A 17,442-nucleotide genomic window follows, 5' to 3' on the forward strand; every position below is an offset into this window, starting at 1 on the left:
AAAGTAATTTTTGGAAACGCGCATGACCGATCAACCCAGACGCGGCCGGCCCAAGGCCTTTCATGACCGGACCGAACAGAACACCGTGCGCGCGCTGGATCGTGCCATGGCGCTGTTGCAGGCCCTGGCGGCATCGGACGGCCTGACCCTGACCGAACTGGCACAGGCGCAGGGCGAATCGCCCGCCACGGTCTACCGGGTGCTGACCACGCTGGCGCAGCGGCAGATGGTGGAACTGGACCCCAGGGGGCAGGTCTGGCACGTCGGCGCGGGCACCTTTCGGGCCGGCGCCGCGTTTCTCAGGCGCACGAATGTCGTCGAACGCGCGCGCGCGCCCATGCAGGCGCTGATGCGGGCCACCGATGAAACCGCGAATCTGGGGATCGAACAGCAGGGCGAGGTCCTGTTCCTGACCCAGGTCGAAACCCAACGCGCGATCCGCGCCTTTTTCCCGCCGGGCACGCGCAGCCCGATGCACGCCTCGGGCATCGGCAAGGCGCTGCTGGCCTGGTCCGCGCCGCGCGCGCTGGGCCCATTGGCCGGGTTCACCCCCGCGACCATCACCGACGCCGGCGCCCTGTCCGCCGACCTGGCCCTGACCCGCGCCCGGGGTTACGCGCTGGACGACGAAGAGCGCACGCCCGGGATGCGCTGCGTCGCGGCGGCGGTGTTCAACGCCCACGGCGAGCCGGTCGCGGGGGTCTCGGTCTCGGGGCCGGCGTTTCGGATGCCCGATTCCGGGCTTTCGGCCATCGGCGCCCAGGTCGCCGCCGCCGCGGCCGAGGTGACCGAGGCCCTGGGCGGCCAGCCCCCTAAAGCCGACAATAAAAATCAGGATTGACGAAACCCAGGGTTTTTGTCAGGTTACAGCGATCAAGACCGGAGCCTGCCATGACCCTGTTTTCGCACCCCGACCTGAACCGCGCCGAACCCGTCGCGCCGCCGCGCCACGCCGCGCGCGCCCTGACCCAGGGCGGCACCCAGGCGCAGATCGAACTGGACGGAAAGGTCTATGACCTGCGCATCACCAAGGCCGGAAAGCTGATCTTGACGAAATAGGCTCAGCGCCGCAGGAACCGCAGGCCGGCGCGCGATACCAGCACCGCCAGCACGATGCGCGCCAGGTGATGCATCGTCACGAAGACCGCGCTCAGATGCAGCGACAAGGCGACCAGCGACATCTCGCTGACGCCACCCGGCGCAAAGGCCAGCACGACGGCGGACATCGGCTCGCCCACGCGCGGCGCCAGGAACCAGGCGATCACCGTCGCGACGCACAGCATCGCGCTGACATTCAGCGCCGCCAGCATCAGCGCCCGCCCGGCCTGACCGCGCGTGAATCCCGACAGCCGCGCCCCCAATGAGGTGCCGATGACCCATTGCGTCACCAGGACGGCCCAGCCCGGCGGCACCGCCTGGGTCAGTCCGGTGGCATGGGCCAGCCCGCTCAGAAGCAGGGGACCCGACAGAACCGCGGCGGGAAAGTTCAACCGCGAGGCCAGGAACCACCCACCCAGCGCCAGCAGCACCAGTTCGGCCACATGCCGCAGGGTCAGGTCGGGCTGGGTCCCGGCGATCGACAGCCCCGCCGCGCTGCCGACCGCGTGTCCCTCGATCAGGGAAAAGGCGATGGGGATGGCGACGATGGTCAGGATCAACCGCAGGAATTGCAGCATGATGAGCATGGGCATCTGGGCGCCCGCCCGTTCGCCCATCTCGAGCGATTCGATGAAACCGCCGGGCATCGCGGCATAATAGGCCGTGGGCGGTGTCAGACCGCCGACCCGGGAATAGAGCTGATAGCCCAGGAATTGCGCCATCGGCACGAAGACCAGCAGGGCGACCATCGTCACCCACCAATGCCGGGCCTGCGCGACGAAATCCGCGGGAAAGCTGGCGCCGATCGCCACGCCGATCACCGGCACCAGCACGTTGCGCCATTTCTGCGGAACCGCCAGCCCCTGCCCCCAGGGCCGGAAGTCCAGCGCGGACAGGGCCGTGACGCTCACCATCGCGCCCAGCAGCACGCCAAGCGGCAACCCGGCCCAGCGCGCCAGCAACCCGCCCGCCCCGCCCAGCACATAGGTCAGCAGCGCCACGCGCAGCGGCACGCCGGCGGTCAGGCGGGACAGGAACGGCGCCACCGAGTCACATCTGCCCGCCAGCGATCTCGATCGTCTGGCCGTTGATGCTGTCCGATCCCGGCCCGCACAACCAGTTCGCGGCCGCCGCGACCTCGTCCACGCGCACCAGGCGCTTGTGCCGGTTGGTCTGCACCATGATGGCGCGGGCCTTGTCGATGTCGATCCCGGCGCGGGCGGCGATGGATTCGGTGTTCCGGGTGACGATCTCGGTCTCGGTATAGCCGGGGCAGAGCGCATTGAAGGTCAGCCCGGCGCCCATGTATTCCTCGCTCAGGCCGCGCATCAGGCCGATCATCCCATGCTTGGACGCGGTATAGGCCGGCGCGCCCTTCAGACCCTTCAGCCCGGCGATCGAGGACACAAAGAGCCCCCGCCCCCAGCCCGCGGCCAGCATCCCCGGCAGGCATTCGCGCATGGTCACATAGGCGCCGTCCAGATTGATCGCCATCATCCGCCGCCAGAAGGCCATGTCCATCTTGGCCATCGACTTGCCCTCGGCGATGCCGGCGTTGGCGACACAGATCGTCACCGGCCCGCGCGCCGCGATGGCCGCGGCGGTGCCCTGCACGACGCTGGCCTCGTCGGCGACATCCATCGCCAGCGGGTGCAGGTTGGGGTGGCTGGCCGCGGCCTCGTGCAACACCTCGATCCGGCGACCGGTGATCGTGACCTGCGCCCCCTGCGCGGCCAGCAGTTGCGCAATGGCCAGGCCGATCCCCGTGCCGCCGCCGGTGACCAGCGCGTGGCGTCCGCTGTGATGGTGTTCCATGTCCTGCCCTCCCTGGCTGTCGCGGCCAGACTAGTGCACAGGTGTAGCAGAGGGAAGCTCAGCCGCGCGAATCCGACGCCGGGTAAGTGCCCAGGATATGCAGGCGCGTGGTGAAATAGCCCAGCTCGTCCAGCGCCAGCTTCACGTTCGGGTCGTCGGGGTGACCCTCGATATCGGCATAGAACTGGGTGGCGGTGAAATTGCCGCCCACCATGTAGCTTTCCAGCTTGGTCATGTTCACGCCATTGGTCGCGAACCCGCCCATCGCCTTGTAGAGAGCGGCCGGAATGTTGCGCACCTGGAACACGAACGTGGTGACCATGCCATGGCTGCCGCGGCGGCGCATGTCGGGTTCTGGCGCCATGACCAGGAAACGGGTGGTGTTGTGGCCGTGATCCTCGATGTTGCGCGCCAGCACGTCCAACCCGTAGATCTGCGCCGCCAGGTCGGACGCCAGCACCCCCTGCCCCGGCGTGCGGTGCTGCGCCAGCTCGGCGGCCGCACCGGCGCTGTCGGCGGCGGCCTCGCCGCGGATGCCGTGCCGCTTCAGGAACGACCGCGCCTGCGGGATCAGCACCAGATGCGCGCGCACATGGTCGATCCGGTCCAGCGTCATCCCCGGCAGCGCCATCAGGGCAATGCGCACGCGGACAAAGGCCTCGTCCACGATATGCAAGCCGCTTTCGGGCAGCAGGCGGTGAATGTCGGCGACGCGGCCATAGGTCGAATTCTCGACCGGCAGCATGGCCAGATCCGCGCGCCCCTCGCGCACGGCGTCGATCACCTCTTCAAAGGTGTTGCATGGCAAGGCCTCGTGATCGGGACGCGAAGCCACGCAGGCCTCATGCGAGTAGGCCCCCGGCTCTCCCTGGAATGCGATACGCTTGATCATCGGGCCCCCTGACGGCAATTTCCTGGCAATCCTGTCAATACGTCGCGGTAACTATCGCTTGAATTCGCCAAGGGGAAGCGGGTAGAAGGGCGCGACTTCTGCTCTGGCACGGGACGCGACATGTTCGATACCATGACTATCACCAAGACGGTGGCGGGGCTCTGCGCGACGCTCCTGTTTTTCCTTGTCGGCAAATGGGCCGCCGAGACGATCTATATGCCCGCCGAACATGGCGCCGAGGCCCACGCGGTCTATCCGCTGCCGTCGGAAGGGGGCGCCAGTCACGCCGCCGCGGCCGCACCGACCAACCCCGACGACGGCATCAATGTCGAAGAGCTTTACGCCAGCGCCGACGCCACCGCGGGCGAGGCCCTGTGGCGCAACTGCCGCTCGTGCCACGCGCTGGACGGCTCGAACGGCACCGGCCCGCACCTGAACGGCGTGGTCGGCCGCGCGGTGGACAGCGTTGCCGGCTTCAACTATTCGGGCGCGCTGACCCAAATCGGCGACACCTGGACGGTCGAGAACCTGTTCCACTTCCTGCGCGATCCCCGTGGCATGGCGCCCGGCACCCGCATGACCTTTCGCGGGCTGGCCAATCCGCAGGACCGCGTCAACCTGATCGCCTATCTGGCGACGCAAAGCGGCTGATCGGCCGTTCCGCACCAACCTTTCGGGGGCCGCCGCATCCAGCGCGCGGCCCTTTTGCTTGCCTGCGGCGGGGTTTCCGCGCAGCCTCACGCAAACGCCACTTGAACCGGCCTCGCCGCTGCCTTTAGCTGGGCCCGAGCCGAGAGTTGAGGAGACCGCGATGACCCGAGCCGCCCAAGCAAAGACCCTGGCCCGCGACCCCTCGGCCGGTCTGCGCCTCTGGCTGGGGGCGGCGGCGCTGGCCATGGCCGGGCTGACGGTGGCACAGGCCGCGCACGGCCAGGACACCACGCAACCCGACCTGATCCGCACCTATGGGTATTCCTATTACGGCGACCTCAGCTATCCCGCCGATTTCCCGCATTACACCTATGTGAACCCCGACGCGCCGCAGGGCGGCGACATTTCGGAATATGCCTCGGGCACCTTCGATTCGATGAACCCCTATTCGCGCCGGGGCCGGTCCGGGCGCTATTCCTGGGCGATTTACGAAAGCCTGCTGGAAACCGGCGCGCCCTTTGGCGATGCCGCCCCCGCCGATGTCTATGACGAGGCCTACTGCCTGCTGTGCGAAAGCCTGGAATACCCGCCCAGCAAGGATTGGGTGATCTTTCACCTGCGCCCCGAAGCGCATTTCAGCGATGGCACCCCGCTGACCGCCGACGACGTCGTCTTTACCCATAACCTGTTCCTTGAGCAGGGCCTGCCCAGCTATGCCGAGGCTGTGCGCCAGCGCGTCGTCAACGCCGAAGCGATCGACGAGCACACCGTGCGCTTCGATTTCGCACCCGGCATCTCGCGCCGGTCGCTGATCGATCAGGTGGGTTCGACGCCCGTCTTTTCGCATCGCTGGTTCCAGGAAGCCGGCGCCCGGCTCGATGAGCCGCGCATGGAGACTTCGCCCGGCTCGGGCCCCTATGTGCTGGACAGCTTCGAGGTCAATCGCCGTATTACCTATCGCCGCGACCCCAACTATTGGGGCCGCGATCTGCCGATCAACCGCGGGCGGCACAATTTCGATGTGATACGGGTCGAATACTTCAGCGACGACGCCGCCGCGTTCGAGGCCTTCAAGACCGGCGAATACACGATCCGCAATGAGAGCAACTCGCGCCAATGGGCGACGGGCTACGATTTTCCGGCGGTGACCAACGGCTGGATCACGCGCGAGGAAATCCCCGTGGGCTCGCCGCCCACACCGACCGGCTTTGTCTTCAACCTGGGGCACGCGATGTTCCAGGACCGCCGCGTGCGCGAGGCGCTGATCCTGGCCTACAACTTCGAATGGACGAACCAGCAGTTGCAATACGGGCTGATGGCGCAACGCTATTCCTATTCGCAGGGCACCCGGCTGGAGGCGGCCGGCCTGCCCGAGGGTGACGAACTGGCCCTGCTGCAATCGCTGGGCGACATCGTGCCGCCCGCGTTGCTGACCGAGCCGGCGGTCGGCGCGCACACGTCGTCGGCCGACCAGTTGCAGGACCGCCGCAACCTGCGCCGCGCCAGCCGCCTGCTGCAAGAGGCCGGCTGGACCGTCGGCGACGACGGCGTGCGCCGCAACGCCGACGGGCAGGTGATGACCATCGTCTTCCCCTATCCGTCGTCGGGCTCGGCCACCACCGAGGCGGTGATCGAAAGCTACCTGCAAAACCTGCGGGTGCTGGGGATCGACGCCCAAGGCCAGAAGATCGACCCCGCTCAATACACCGAACGCACGCGCAACCGCGACTATGACATGGTGTTCGACAGCTACGTCTCGTTCATCGACACCGGCACCGGGTTGTTGCAGCGATTCGGGTCCGAGGCCGCCGACTATTCGCTGTTCAACCCGGCCGGCCTGGCCGATCCGGTGGTGGACGCGGTCATCAACGCCTCGCTCATGGCCGAAACGCCCGAGGCCCGCGACACCGCGCTGCGCGCGCTGGACCGGGTGCTGCGCTGGGACATGATCATGGTTCCGCTGTGGTATTCGCCGAACGAATGGGTCGCCTATTGGGATGTCTACCGCCACCCGGACCAACTGCCGCGTTTCTCGTCGGGCGCGCTGGACTGGTGGTGGTATGACGCGGGCCGCGCGGACGAATTGCGCGCCGCCGGTGCACCGCTGCACTAGGAAAACGCATGGGCGCCTATATCCTCAGACGGCTGTTGCTGGTCATCCCCACGTTGATCGGCGTGATGGTCATCAACTTCACGCTGGTGCAGTTCGTGCCGGGCGGGCCGATCGAACAGATCATCGCCGACATGCAGGGCCAGGGGGATGTGACGCGCGGTTTCACCGGCTCGGGCGGGGATGACGCCGCGCGCGGCGCCGCCGCGGCACCGGCAGGAACCGAACGCTACATCGGCGCGCGCGGCCTGCCACCGGCCTTCATCGCCCAGCTCGAACGCGAGTTCGGCTTTGACAAACCGCCACTGCAACGGTTCCTCGACATGATGTGGAACTATATGCGCTTCGATTTCGGCACCAGTTACTTCACCTCGAAAACGGTGGTGCAACTGATCGTCGAACGGATGCCGGTGTCGATCTCGCTGGGGCTGTGGTCCACGCTGATCGCCTATGTCGTGTCGATCCCGCTGGGCATCCGAAAGGCCGTCCGCGACGGCACGCCATTCGACACCTGGACCTCTGGGGCGATCATCGTCGGCTATGCGATCCCCGGCTTTCTGTTCGCGATCCTGCTTCTGGTGCTGTTCGCCGGCGGGTCCTATTGGCAGTGGTTCCCCTCGCGCGGGCTGCATTCCGAGGCCGACGTCTGGAACGCCATGACCTGGCCGCAACGCATCCTCGACTATGCCCACCACATGATCCTGCCGACGATCGCGCTGACCATCTCCAGCTTTGCCACGCTGACGTTGCTGACCAAGAACAGCTTCCTGGACGAATTGCGCAAGCACTACGTCATGACCGCCCGCGCAAAGGGGCTGGTGGAACGCCGGGTGCTTTACGGCCACGTCTTTCGCAACGCCATGCTGATCGTGATCGCGGGCTTTCCGGCAGTGTTCATCGGCGCCTTTTTCGGCGGCTCGCTGATCATCGAGACCGTGTTCTCGCTGGACGGGCTGGGCAAGCTGTTCTTCGAGGCCGCCGTGGCGCGCGACTATCCGGTGATCTTCGGCACGCTGTTCATCTTCACGCTGGTGGGGCTGCTGGTCGGCATCCTGTCCGACCTGATGTATGTCTGGATCGACCCGCGCATCGACTTTGAAACGCGCGGGGGCTGACACGATGGCGCTGTCCCCCCTCAACCAGCGCCGCTGGCGCAATTTCCGCGCCAACCGCCGCGCCTATTGGTCGCTGTGGCTGTTCCTGCTGCTTTACGGCGTGACGCTGTTCGCCGAGTTCCTGGCCAATGACGTGCCGATCGTGGTCAACTATCGCGGCAGCTACCAGTTCCCGATCTTCCGCTTCTATCCCGAAACCGCCTATGGCGGCGAGTTCCGAACCCAGGCGGATTACCGCACGGACGAGGTGCAGTGCCTGATCGAAACCGGCGGCATGGAACTCTGCCTCGACGACCCCGAGGACGCGCGGGCGCAGGCCCCGTCCGGCACCGTGGACGGCGAAACCGTGGTCCCCGGCTGGATGATCTGGCCGCCGATCCCCTATTCCTATGACACGATCAACAACCTGGGCGGCCCGGCACCGTCCGCCCCGGATGGCGACCACTGGCTGGGCACCGACGGCGCCGCGCGCGACGTGCTGGCGCGGGTGATCTACGGCTTCCGCCTGTCGGTCAGCTTTGCTTTCGTGGTGGTGGCGCTGTCGTCGGTCATGGGCGTCACGGCGGGCGCGGTGCAGGGCTTTTTCGGCGGTCTGACCGACCTGATCGCGCAACGCCTGATCGAATTGTGGGGCTCGGTTCCGTCGCTCTACGTCATCATCATCGTCGCCGCGATCATCCCGATGAACTTCTGGTTGCTGGTGTTCCTGATGGTGCTGTTCTCGTGGACCGCGCTGGTCGGCGTGGTGCGCGCAGAGTTCCTGCGCGCGCGCAATTTCGAATACGTCCGCGCCGCCCGCGCGCTGGGGGTCTCGAACGCCCGGATCATGGCGCGCCACGTCCTGCCGAACGCGCTGGTCGCGACCGTCACCATGCTGCCCTTCATCATCACCGGCGCCATCGCGTCGCTGGCGACGCTGGATTTCCTGGGATTTGGCCTGCCGGCCTCGGCGCCGTCGCTGGGCAACCTGACGCTTCAGGCGAAACAGAACCTTCAGGCGACCTGGCTGGGGTTCACCGCGTTTTTCACCTTTGCCATCATGCTCAGCCTGCTGGTGTTCATCTTCGAGGGCGTGCGCGACGCCTTTGACCCGCGAAAGACCTTCCGATGAGCCTGCTCAGCCTCGAAAACCTGGGCGTGGCCTTTCGTCAGGCCGGGGCGGAACTCGCTGCGGTCAAGGGCGTCTCGTTCGCCATCGCCGAGGGCGAGACCCTCGCGCTGGTGGGCGAGTCGGGCTCGGGCAAGTCGGTGACGGCGCTCAGCACGGTGGGGCTGCTGCCCGACGCGGCGCATGTCACAGGCTCCATCCGGTTCGAGGGGACCGAGATGGTCGGCGCCTCGGGGGCGGACCTCAGGCGGGTGCGCGGCAACGACATCAGCTTCATCTTCCAGGAGCCGATGACCTCGCTCAACCCGTTGCACACGGTCGAACGCCAGATCACGGAATCGCTGACCCTGCACCAGGGCCTGATCGGCGACGCCGCCCGCACCCGCGCGCTGGACCTGTTGCAGAAAGTCGGCATCCGCGACGCCGAATCCCGGCTTGGCGCCTATCCGCACCAGCTCTCGGGCGGGCAGCGCCAACGGGTGATGATCGCCATGGCGCTGGCCAACGGGCCCAAGCTGCTGATCGCGGACGAGCCGACGACCGCGTTGGACGTGACCATCCAGGCGCAGATCCTGGACCTGCTGGCCGATCTGAAACGCTCGGAACGCATGTCGATGCTGTTCATAACCCATGACCTGAACATTGTCCGCCGTGTCGCCGACCGTGTCTGCGTCATGCAGAACGGCGAGATCGTCGAACAGGGGCCCACCGCGCAGGTCTTTGAAGCGCCGACCCATCCCTATACGCGCAAGCTGCTGGCCGCCGAACCGCAAGGAACCCCCGGCACCGTCGCCGCCGATGCGCCCGAGATCCTGTCCACCGATGCGCTGCGCGTCTGGTTCCCGATCCAGCGCGGCTTTCTCAGGCGCACGGTCGGCCACGTCAAGGCGGTGAACGACGCCACCCTCAGCCTGCGCGCGGGGGAAACCCTGGGGATCGTCGGCGAATCGGGCTCGGGCAAGACCACACTGGCGCTGGCCATAGCGCGGCTGACCGGATCGACCGGGCGGATCGTCTTTCTGGGCCGCGACATCAGCCCCGAAAGCCTGCGCCGCCCGCCGCGCGAATTGCGCCGCGACATGCAGATCGTGTTCCAGGACCCGTTCGGCAGCCTCAGCCCACGCATGACGATCGAGGAAATCATCGCCGAGGGGCTGGGCGTGCACGGGGTGCCGACCGGCGGCGCGCCCCGCCAGGCCGTCGCCGCGATCATGGAGGAAGTCGGGCTCGACCCGGCGATGATGGACCGCTATCCGCACGAATTCTCGGGCGGGCAGCGCCAGCGCATCGCCATCGCCCGCGCCATGATCCTGCAACCGAAGCTGGTGATCCTGGACGAGCCGACCTCGGCGCTGGACATGACCGTGCAGGTGCAGATCGTCGAACTGCTGCGCGCGTTGCAGCGCCGGCATGGGCTGGCCTATCTGTTCATCAGCCACGACCTGCGCGTGGTGCGCGCGATGTCGCACCAGATCCTCGTTCTGAAACAGGGCGATGTGCTGGAATACGGCCCCGCCGCGCAGGTCTTCGACGCGCCCGCGCATGACTATACCCGCGCGCTTCTGGCGGCGGCGTTCGATCTGCGCGCGACGGCCGGGGGGGGCGAGGGATGAAGATTCTCTTTGTGCACCAGAACTTTCCCGGCCAGTTCCTGCATCTGGCGCCCGCTCTGGTGGACCGCGGCCATCAGGTCGTTGCGCTGACGGACGAAACGAACACCCGCACCTCGCCCATCACCACCTATCGCTATCGCAAGCCCGAGGGCCGCCCCGACCCGCGCGAGGCCCGTCTGGGCACCACCTATGCCGAGATGACGAACCGCGCCTATCGCGCCGCCCGCGCCGCGCGGCAGTTGCGCGACAAGCACGGGTTCGTGCCCGACGTGGTCTTCGGTCACGGCGGCTGGGGCGAGACCCTGTTCCTGCGCGAGATCTGGCCTGAGGCGCGCCACCTGCTCTATGCCGAACTCTACTATTCTCCGCACGGGCTGGACGTGGGCTTCGACCCCGAATTCGGAACTGCCGACGATGACAAGAAGTTTGCCGTGATCGCGCGCCAGGGCCATCAGGCCCTGATGATGACCCAATGCGACGCCGCCCTGTCGCCGACCGAATTCCAGGCCGATACTTTCCCCACCTGTTTCCGCGACAAGATCACTATCATTCACGACGGCATCGACACCGACCGACTGCGCCCCGATCCGCAGGCGCGGGCGGTCCTGCCCTCGGGCGTCGAATTCCGCGCCGGTGACGAGGTTCTGACTTTCGTCAACCGCAATCTCGAACCCTACCGTGGCTATCATTCCTTTGTTCGGGCGTTGCCCGAGGTTCTGCGCGCCCGGCCAAAGGCGCAGGTGGTCATCATCGGCGGCGACGACGTCAGCTATGGCCCGCGCCCGGGTGGCGGGCGCACCTGGAAAGAGATTTTCCTGGACGAGGTCCGCGACCGCATCGACCTGAGCCGCGTGCATTTCACCGGCAAGGTCCCCTACCCCACCTTTGCGGCCCTGATGCAGTGCACGCGGGTGCACTGCTATCTGACGGTGCCCTTCGTCCTGTCCTGGTCCCTGCTCGAGGCGATGAGCGCCGGCGCGCTGGTGGTCGGCTCGCGCACCGCCCCGGTCGAAGAACTGATCCGCGATGGCGTCACCGGCCGGCTGGTCGATTTCTTCGACACCGCCGAGATCGCCGAAACGCTGATCGACGGGCTGGCCGATCCGGTCGCGTCCGACCCCCTGCGCGCCGCCGCGCGCGCCCTGATCGTCGAGAACTACGACCTCAAGCGCCTGTGCCTGCCACGCCTGATCGGCTTTGTCGAAGGCGTCGCCTGATCCCCGCGGCTGAGCCCCGTCGCCGCCCGGACCCGCCGGACGGCGGCGCGACATGCACGCCGTGACGCGCCTCAGCGCACCAGAAGATCGGCATGCAGCGCGCCCGCGGCATTGATCGTGTTCAGGATGTCGATCATGTCGCGCGGCCCCACCCCCAGCGCGTTCAGCCCGGCAACCACCTCGGCCAGGGTGGTGCCGCCCTGAACCTCGGCCAGGCTGACGCCTTGCTGCTGCGCGATCGACGCATTCGTGCGGGGCACCACGACCGTCTGGCCCGGGCTGAACGGGTTGGGCTGCACCGCCTGCGGCGACTCCTCGACCCGCAAGGTCAGTCCGCCCTGGGCGACGGCGACCCGGCTGATGCGCACATCCTCGCCCATCACGATGGTGCCCGACCGCTGGTCGATCACAACCCGGGCGCGGGTTCCGGGATCGACGACCAGGTTTTCAACTTCGCTCAACGCGTGGGCCGCGGACGGCGCGCGCGTCGCGGCGATGTCCAGAACCACCGTGCCCGCGTCCTGCATCGCCGCCACGGCACGGCCAAAGTGGCGATTGATCGCCTGCTCGATGCGGACCGCCGTGGTGAAATCCGCCTGTCGCAACGCCAGCCGCACGCGCGACAGCGACGCGAGCGCAAACTCGACCTCGCGTTCGACGCGCGCTCCGCCCGGTATCGAGCCCGAGGTCGGCACCCCCTCGACCACCTGGGCCGCGTCGCCCCGCGCCGCGACCCCGCCGGCGATGACCGCCCCTTGCGCCACCGCATAGATCTGTCCGTCAGCCCCGTTCAAGGGGGTCATCACCAGGGTGCCGCCGAACAGGCTGCTGGCGTCGCCGATCGCCGAAACCGTCACATCGACCCGCGACCCGGTGCGCGCGAAGGGCGGCAGCGCGGCCGTGACCAGCACCGCCGCGACATTGCGCGGACGGAACTGTTCGCCCGTGATGTTCACACCCAACCGTTCCAGGATGTTGGTCATGATGTCTTCGGTGAACGGCGCGTTGCGGATACCGTCGCCGGTTCCGTCCAGACCCACCACCAGGCCGTAGCCGATCAGGTCATTGCCACGCACCCCGTCGAATTCCACGAGGTCCTTCAACCGGATCTGCGCCGCCGCCGATGCCGCGGTCACGATCACGCACAACGCGGCCAGCAGGCCCCGCAGCATCACAGATACTCCGTCAGCGACAGGCGCGCGGTGCGGGCGGTGACGGCATAGATCGATTGCAGCCGCGTCTGCGCGTTTTCGAGCTGCGTCACTGCCTCATAAGGATCGACACCGACCAGCTCCTGGCGGGCCAGGGACAGCGCATCGCGTTCACCGATCAGCTGCGTGACCCGGGTATCCAGCCGCTCTTGCGCGGTGCCGACCCGGGCCTGAAGCGCGGTCATGCCCCGGTCGGCGGATAGCAGGCGCTCGGCCCCGGTTTGTGCCAGCGCGCGGCGTTGGCCGGCATCCAGTCCCAGGGCGGGATCGCCGGCCAGCGCCGAGATCGCGAGCCCGGCAAGCAGAGTGCGGACACCCGCGTCAGCGGCGGTTGGCAGCGCATCTGCGGCCTGGCCTGCGTCGATCAACCCGCCCGCGGCTTCCGTGCTGCCCTGGTAAAACGCCGTCTCGAACAGTCCGCCCGGGTCCAGGAACGCGGCGGTCACCGCCGCCGCGACGGCATCGGCCGAGGTCAACCCCGCGACAACTGGCCCCAGCGCGGCAAACATGGCGTCGGCCGGAACCAGCGGCGCGCGGTCCGTGGCGACGCCCGAAAAGACCGCCTGCCCCGCGACCTGTTGCGACAGCGTGGCGACGGCATCGCCCAACGCCGCGCGCGCCGCCCCGCCCGCCGTCAGCACCGCGTCGTCGCCGGCGCCCGCGGCCGCGGTCAGCATGCGGCTGGCGCTGGCCTGCCCCAGTCCCGCCACCTGGCCCAGCGCAGCCTGCGCGGCATCGGTGCGGGTCAGGGCCAGACGCGCCGTCTGGCCAAAGGTGGCGACGCGCGCGATCCGTGCCTCGACCGCGGCGAGCGGCGTCAGACTGCCCTTCAACAAGGCTTGCGGTCGCTGCGCCTCGCCGGTGGTGGCCTCGATCCCCAGGCGCGAGATCTCGGACTTGAGCGCAGTCGCGTTGCGGTTCAGGTGAAACGGCAGCGCGAGACTGCCCAGGGTTGCCCAGCTCATGGTCAGATCTCCATCAGGCGCTTCAGAAGCGAATCGGCCGTTTCGATAACGCGCGCGTTGGCGGCATAGGACTGCTCGATCATCAACAGGCGCTGCATTTCCGCGTCGGTATCGACACCTTGCGCGAGCCCCTGTTCGGTCAGTTCGGCGTGGCGGGCCTGTGTGGAGATCGCGCTCTCCTCGGCGCCTTGGCGTGCACGGGATACGTCGGTCAGCATCTCGCCCAGGGATTGCGCCGAGGTCAGTTGCGCGCTGCCGGGCATCACCGAAACCGGCCGGTCCAGGGCCGCGGCCAACCGGGAAAGCTGCGTTGCGTCGCCGACGGCGCCCGGGCCGGCGGCGCCGATCCCGTCGCGCAGTCGCCAGAGTGCACCGCCCTGGGCGGGCTGGACCGCCGCATTCACCGCGATGCGCCCGGCCAGCCCGGGGGTGGCGGTCGGCGCGGCACCCGCGTCGGTGAAAAGGCCCGGCGCACCCGGGGCCAGGGTCGGATCGCTGGCGGGATCCGAGAACCGCGCGATCAGGTCCCCCGCGAAACTGTCGATCCGGGTCTGCACCTGCACGCCATCCACATCGCGGATCTGGAAATTGGCGGCCAGACGGCCACCTGCCATGGGACCCGACGCACCGGTATCGACGGGCCGCCCGCCGATTGTCAGGCCCGAAAGCCCCGCGCCCGCCTGAAGCCCCGGCTCCATCGCAGGGGCGCGGTTGAAGCCGATCTCGGCGGGGGCGATGTCCAGCAAAAGCGTGCCGCCCGAAGAGAACAGCGTGATCCGCCCGTCGGCGCGGGGCATTTCGCGCATCGGCACAATCTCGGACAGGGTCGAGATGAGCGCCGCGCGTTCATCCTGCAACCCCAGCGACGATTGGCCCGACGCCTGCATCCGGACGATCTTTTCGTTCAGATCGTCGATCCGCGCGAGGCCGGTGTTCAGCGTCTCGACATCCTGCGCGATCGCGGTGTCGGCCTGGAACCGCAGGGACTGGACCGTATCCTGCACGCTGCCCAATTGCGCGGCCAGCGCGGCCGCACGGTCGGCGACGGCGCCGAGGCGGCTGTCCAGATCCGGCCGGTCGCTGGCCGAGACCAGCGACGAATCGAAGGCCGAGAGCGCCTGCGACACCCCCTCGCCCGGGAGGCCGAGCGCCCCCTCGATCCGCTGCCAGAAGGCATTGCGCGTGCCGCCGAACCGTGCGGACGCGGCGGCGTCGCGCGTCAGGCCTTGCAGCACGGGATCGGTCAGGCGGGTGGTGCCCAGGATGCGCACCCCGCCCCCCAGCGTGGCCGACCCCAGATCGAGCCGCCGCGCGGCATACCCTTCGGTCAGGGCATTGGCGATGTTCGAGGACACCACCTGCACCGCGCGCGCCGACGCCGCGAGGCCGGTGGTGGCGTTGTTGAAGGCACTTGCGATGCTCATGGCACCCTCCGATCAGGTCAGCGTTTGATGTTGGTGGTTTCCTGCAACATCTCGTCCACGGTCTGGATCACCTTGGCGTTCGAGGAATAGGCCCGCTGGGTCTGGATCATGTTGGTCAGTTCGGCGGCGACATCGGTTGTCGATTCCTCGCGCGCGAAGCCGACGATCTCACCCGTCGGGCCGTCGCCCGCGTTCCACAGGAACATCGGCCCCGAATCCGGCGAGACCCGGAACGCCTGGTTGTTCAGTGCGGTCAGCCCGTTGGGATTGGGGACATCGACCAGGGGCACCTGGGCGATGGTCCGGATCAGGCCTGAGTCGTAGTAGGCCTTGACGAACCCGCTGGGATCGACCTGCACACCCACCAGCGACTGCACCGGCGATCCGTTGCGATCCAGCGCGACGGGCACGAAGCTTTCGGCCATCTGGGTGATGCTGTCCTCGCTGCCCGGGGCGCCGATGTTCAGCGCGATCGGCTGGCCATTCACCGTGACCGTGAATTCGCCGGTGGCCGAGTCATAGGCCCCACCCGGCGCCCCGGGCGCCTGGCTGACGGACAAGATGCGCCCGCCGTTCGGCGGCGCGTTGTCGAAGGTCACCGTGTATTCCCCCACGACCGTGCCGGTCGCCGGGTCGGTCACCGTGGCCAGCCATTCGTTGGAACTGCCCGTGGCCGGCACCGTTGGCGAGAACGTCAGGGTCATCGTCTCGGTCGTGCCGAGGGGGCTGTAGTATTCCAATGCCACGTCATGCGTCGCCCCGTCCGAATCGGACGCGGTGCCGGTCGCCGGCAGGTTCACCCGGATCGAGATATGCGACGTCGGATCCGACGCGAATTGATTCGAGTTGATGCGCACGGGTTCCAGACCGCCCACCGTGTCGCGCGGGAAGGTGCCGATGGTGCCGTCGGCATTGGCCGGCCAGCCCAGCAGGATCTGCCCGGCGGGATTGCGCAGCATCCCGTCCGCGTCGGGCCGGAAAGAGCCCGTCGTGGTCAGCATCAACGGCAGGGTTTCGCTGCCACCATTGATCGCGGTGACCGAGGTGACCGGCAGGAAACCGCGCCCGCTGACCGCCAGATCCGTCGCGTTGGAACTGTTCGTCAGCGTGCCGTGTTCGTCGATCAGTCGCATGGTCGAGGACCGCACGCCGCCCGCGATATAGGGCCCGTAATGCGAGCCCGACAGAACCATCGAATGGAACGAGGCAATGACCCGTTTGTAACCGATGGTCCCCGTGTTCGCGATGTTGTCCGAGATCGCCGCGAGGCGGGTCGAGTTGGCGTTCAGACCGGAAATGCCGGCATTGAACGAGGAGTATAGCGTCGACATGGCAGCCCTTTCGTGCAGTGCGATGGACCCGACACTGCACCAAGGGCGTTAATGCGCGGCTAACGCCGATCCGCCGTCCCTCCCGGCCGCCTGAGGAGGATCAGCTCAAGCCGGTTGTTGCGCACCGCCATCGGGTTCGGATCGGCCGGGCGGCGGTCGGCGTGGCCGGTGACGCGCGCCACCCGCGCCGGATCGAAACCGGCCTGGTCCAGCAGCCGGCGCACGCGGTCGGCGCGGCTGGTGGACAGCGCCCAACGGGGATCATTGGCCTGAACGACGGTATAGCTGCGGGTATGGCCTTCGATCGCCAAGGGATTGACGACCATGGGGAAAACCTGCGTGACGATATCCACGATGCGGTTCAGCACCGGCATCGGCAGATCGCTGTCGCCATCGAACAGGGGGGCCTCGGGCAGGTCGAAGAGTTCGATCACCAACCCCTCGTCGGTGACGCGGGTCAGGACGTGACGCAGCGCGTCGTCCATGACCGGGCTCTCGCCACCCAGCCCGCTGAGGCGTTGCTGCACATCCTCGAAGGTTTCGGTGTCGGCTTGACCGGCCTCGTCCGATTCGCTGCGCGGCCGGTCCGGCGTCGTCGGCCCGATCTGCGCCCGCGTCTCGAGATCGTCGCCGCCGAACATCCCCTCGCCACCCGAGGAAATCCTGTGCACGGGGATCGACGGATTGAAATAATCCGCTAGACCGCGCCGTTGCGATTCCGTTGTTGCACCCAGCAGCCACATCATCAGGAAGAACGCCATCATTGCCGTCACGAAGTCGGCATAGGCCACTTTCCACGCGCCGCCATGATGGCCGTCGCCGGAAACCACTTTCTTCCGTTTGATGATGATAGGCCTGGCATCGTTTTGCCGGCTCATCCCATCACCCGTTC

16 protein-coding genes are annotated in these 17,442 nt (G+C 67.7%); 8 read left to right on the forward strand and 8 right to left on the reverse strand.

Annotation, left to right across the window (positions count from 1 at the left end):
• Positions 1-22: 22 nt before the first annotated feature.
• Both H6900_02830 and H6900_02835 read left to right on the forward strand, forming a co-directional pair.
• The gene (locus H6900_02830; protein MCC0072204.1) at positions 23-841 is read left to right on the forward strand and encodes an IclR family transcriptional regulator; all 819 of its coding nucleotides are present in this window, start codon (positions 23-25) and stop codon (positions 839-841) included.
• Between the two features lie 50 nt (positions 842-891).
• Positions 892-1,059 (forward strand): hemin uptake protein HemP, encoded by a 168-nt coding sequence (locus H6900_02835; GenBank protein MCC0072205.1) that lies wholly within the window; start codon positions 892-894, stop codon positions 1,057-1,059.
• Positions 1,060-1,061: 2 nt separating this feature from the next.
• Here H6900_02835 and H6900_02840 read toward each other — a convergent pair whose 3' ends face one another.
• From H6900_02840 to H6900_02850, 3 genes are read right to left on the reverse strand one after another with little or no spacing between them, the layout of a single operon-like run.
• A complete protein-coding gene (locus H6900_02840; protein MCC0072206.1) occupies positions 1,062-2,144 on the reverse strand; it encodes an AbrB family transcriptional regulator in 1,083 nt (360 codons plus the stop codon).
• Positions 2,145-2,148: 4 nt separating this feature from the next.
• Positions 2,149-2,913 carry an SDR family oxidoreductase gene (locus tag H6900_02845; GenBank protein ID MCC0072207.1) on the reverse strand — a complete coding sequence of 255 codons (765 nt, stop codon included), beginning with the start codon at positions 2,911-2,913 and terminating at the stop codon, positions 2,149-2,151.
• A gap of 58 nt (positions 2,914-2,971) precedes the next feature.
• A complete protein-coding gene (locus tag H6900_02850; GenBank protein MCC0072208.1) occupies positions 2,972-3,805 on the reverse strand; it encodes a prephenate dehydratase in 834 nt (277 codons plus the stop codon).
• A gap of 120 nt (positions 3,806-3,925) precedes the next feature.
• On the opposite strand from H6900_02850, the gene H6900_02855 reads away from it, so the two are divergent.
• The 6 genes from H6900_02855 (at position 3,926) to H6900_02880 (ending at position 11,619) form a co-directional block, all read left to right on the forward strand.
• Entirely contained in the window at positions 3,926-4,456 is a 531-nt protein-coding gene (locus H6900_02855) for a cytochrome c family protein (protein MCC0072209.1), read from the forward strand.
• Positions 4,457-4,616: 160 nt separating this feature from the next.
• A complete protein-coding gene (locus tag H6900_02860; protein ID MCC0072210.1) occupies positions 4,617-6,569 on the forward strand; it encodes an ABC transporter substrate-binding protein in 1,953 nt (650 codons plus the stop codon).
• Between the two features lie 8 nt (positions 6,570-6,577).
• Positions 6,578-7,681 (forward strand): microcin C ABC transporter permease YejB, encoded by a 1,104-nt coding sequence (gene yejB, locus H6900_02865; protein ID MCC0072211.1) that lies wholly within the window; start codon positions 6,578-6,580, stop codon positions 7,679-7,681.
• Positions 7,682-7,685: 4 nt separating this feature from the next.
• A complete protein-coding gene (locus tag H6900_02870; GenBank protein ID MCC0072212.1) occupies positions 7,686-8,792 on the forward strand; it encodes an ABC transporter permease in 1,107 nt (368 codons plus the stop codon).
• On the forward strand, positions 8,789-10,402 hold the full coding sequence (locus H6900_02875; GenBank protein ID MCC0072213.1) for an ABC transporter ATP-binding protein: 1,614 nt from the start codon (positions 8,789-8,791) through the stop codon (positions 10,400-10,402). The genes H6900_02870 and H6900_02875 overlap by 4 nt, the downstream gene beginning before the upstream one ends.
• On the forward strand, positions 10,399-11,619 hold the full coding sequence (locus H6900_02880; GenBank protein ID MCC0072214.1) for a glycosyltransferase: 1,221 nt from the start codon (positions 10,399-10,401) through the stop codon (positions 11,617-11,619). Before H6900_02875 ends, H6900_02880 begins: the two co-directional genes overlap by 4 nt.
• Positions 11,620-11,690: 71 nt before the next feature.
• Here H6900_02880 and H6900_02885 read toward each other — a convergent pair whose 3' ends face one another.
• Genes H6900_02885 through H6900_02905 form a run of 5 tightly spaced genes read right to left on the reverse strand, consistent with a single transcriptional unit; the run spans position 11,691 to position 17,428 of the window.
• Positions 11,691-12,791, reverse strand: a complete 1,101-nt coding sequence (locus H6900_02885; GenBank protein MCC0072215.1) for a flagellar basal body P-ring protein FlgI — start codon at positions 12,789-12,791, stop codon at positions 11,691-11,693.
• Positions 12,791-13,795, reverse strand: a complete 1,005-nt coding sequence (locus tag H6900_02890) for a hypothetical protein (protein MCC0072216.1) — start codon at positions 13,793-13,795, stop codon at positions 12,791-12,793. The genes H6900_02885 and H6900_02890 overlap by 1 nt, the downstream gene beginning before the upstream one ends.
• 2 nt (positions 13,796-13,797) lie before the next feature.
• The gene (gene flgK, locus H6900_02895; protein ID MCC0072217.1) at positions 13,798-15,219 is read right to left on the reverse strand and encodes a flagellar hook-associated protein FlgK; all 1,422 of its coding nucleotides are present in this window, start codon (positions 15,217-15,219) and stop codon (positions 13,798-13,800) included.
• Between the two features lie 17 nt (positions 15,220-15,236).
• Positions 15,237-16,550, reverse strand: a complete 1,314-nt coding sequence (locus tag H6900_02900; GenBank protein MCC0072218.1) for a flagellar hook-basal body complex protein — start codon at positions 16,548-16,550, stop codon at positions 15,237-15,239.
• Positions 16,551-16,609: 59 nt separating this feature from the next.
• A complete protein-coding gene (locus H6900_02905) occupies positions 16,610-17,428 on the reverse strand; it encodes an OmpA family protein (protein MCC0072219.1) in 819 nt (272 codons plus the stop codon).
• Positions 17,429-17,442: the final 14 nt, after the last annotated feature.

The sequence above is a fragment of the Rhodobacter sp. genome, assembly GCA_020637515.1.
Classification (GTDB): domain Bacteria; phylum Pseudomonadota; class Alphaproteobacteria; order Rhodobacterales; family Rhodobacteraceae; genus Pararhodobacter.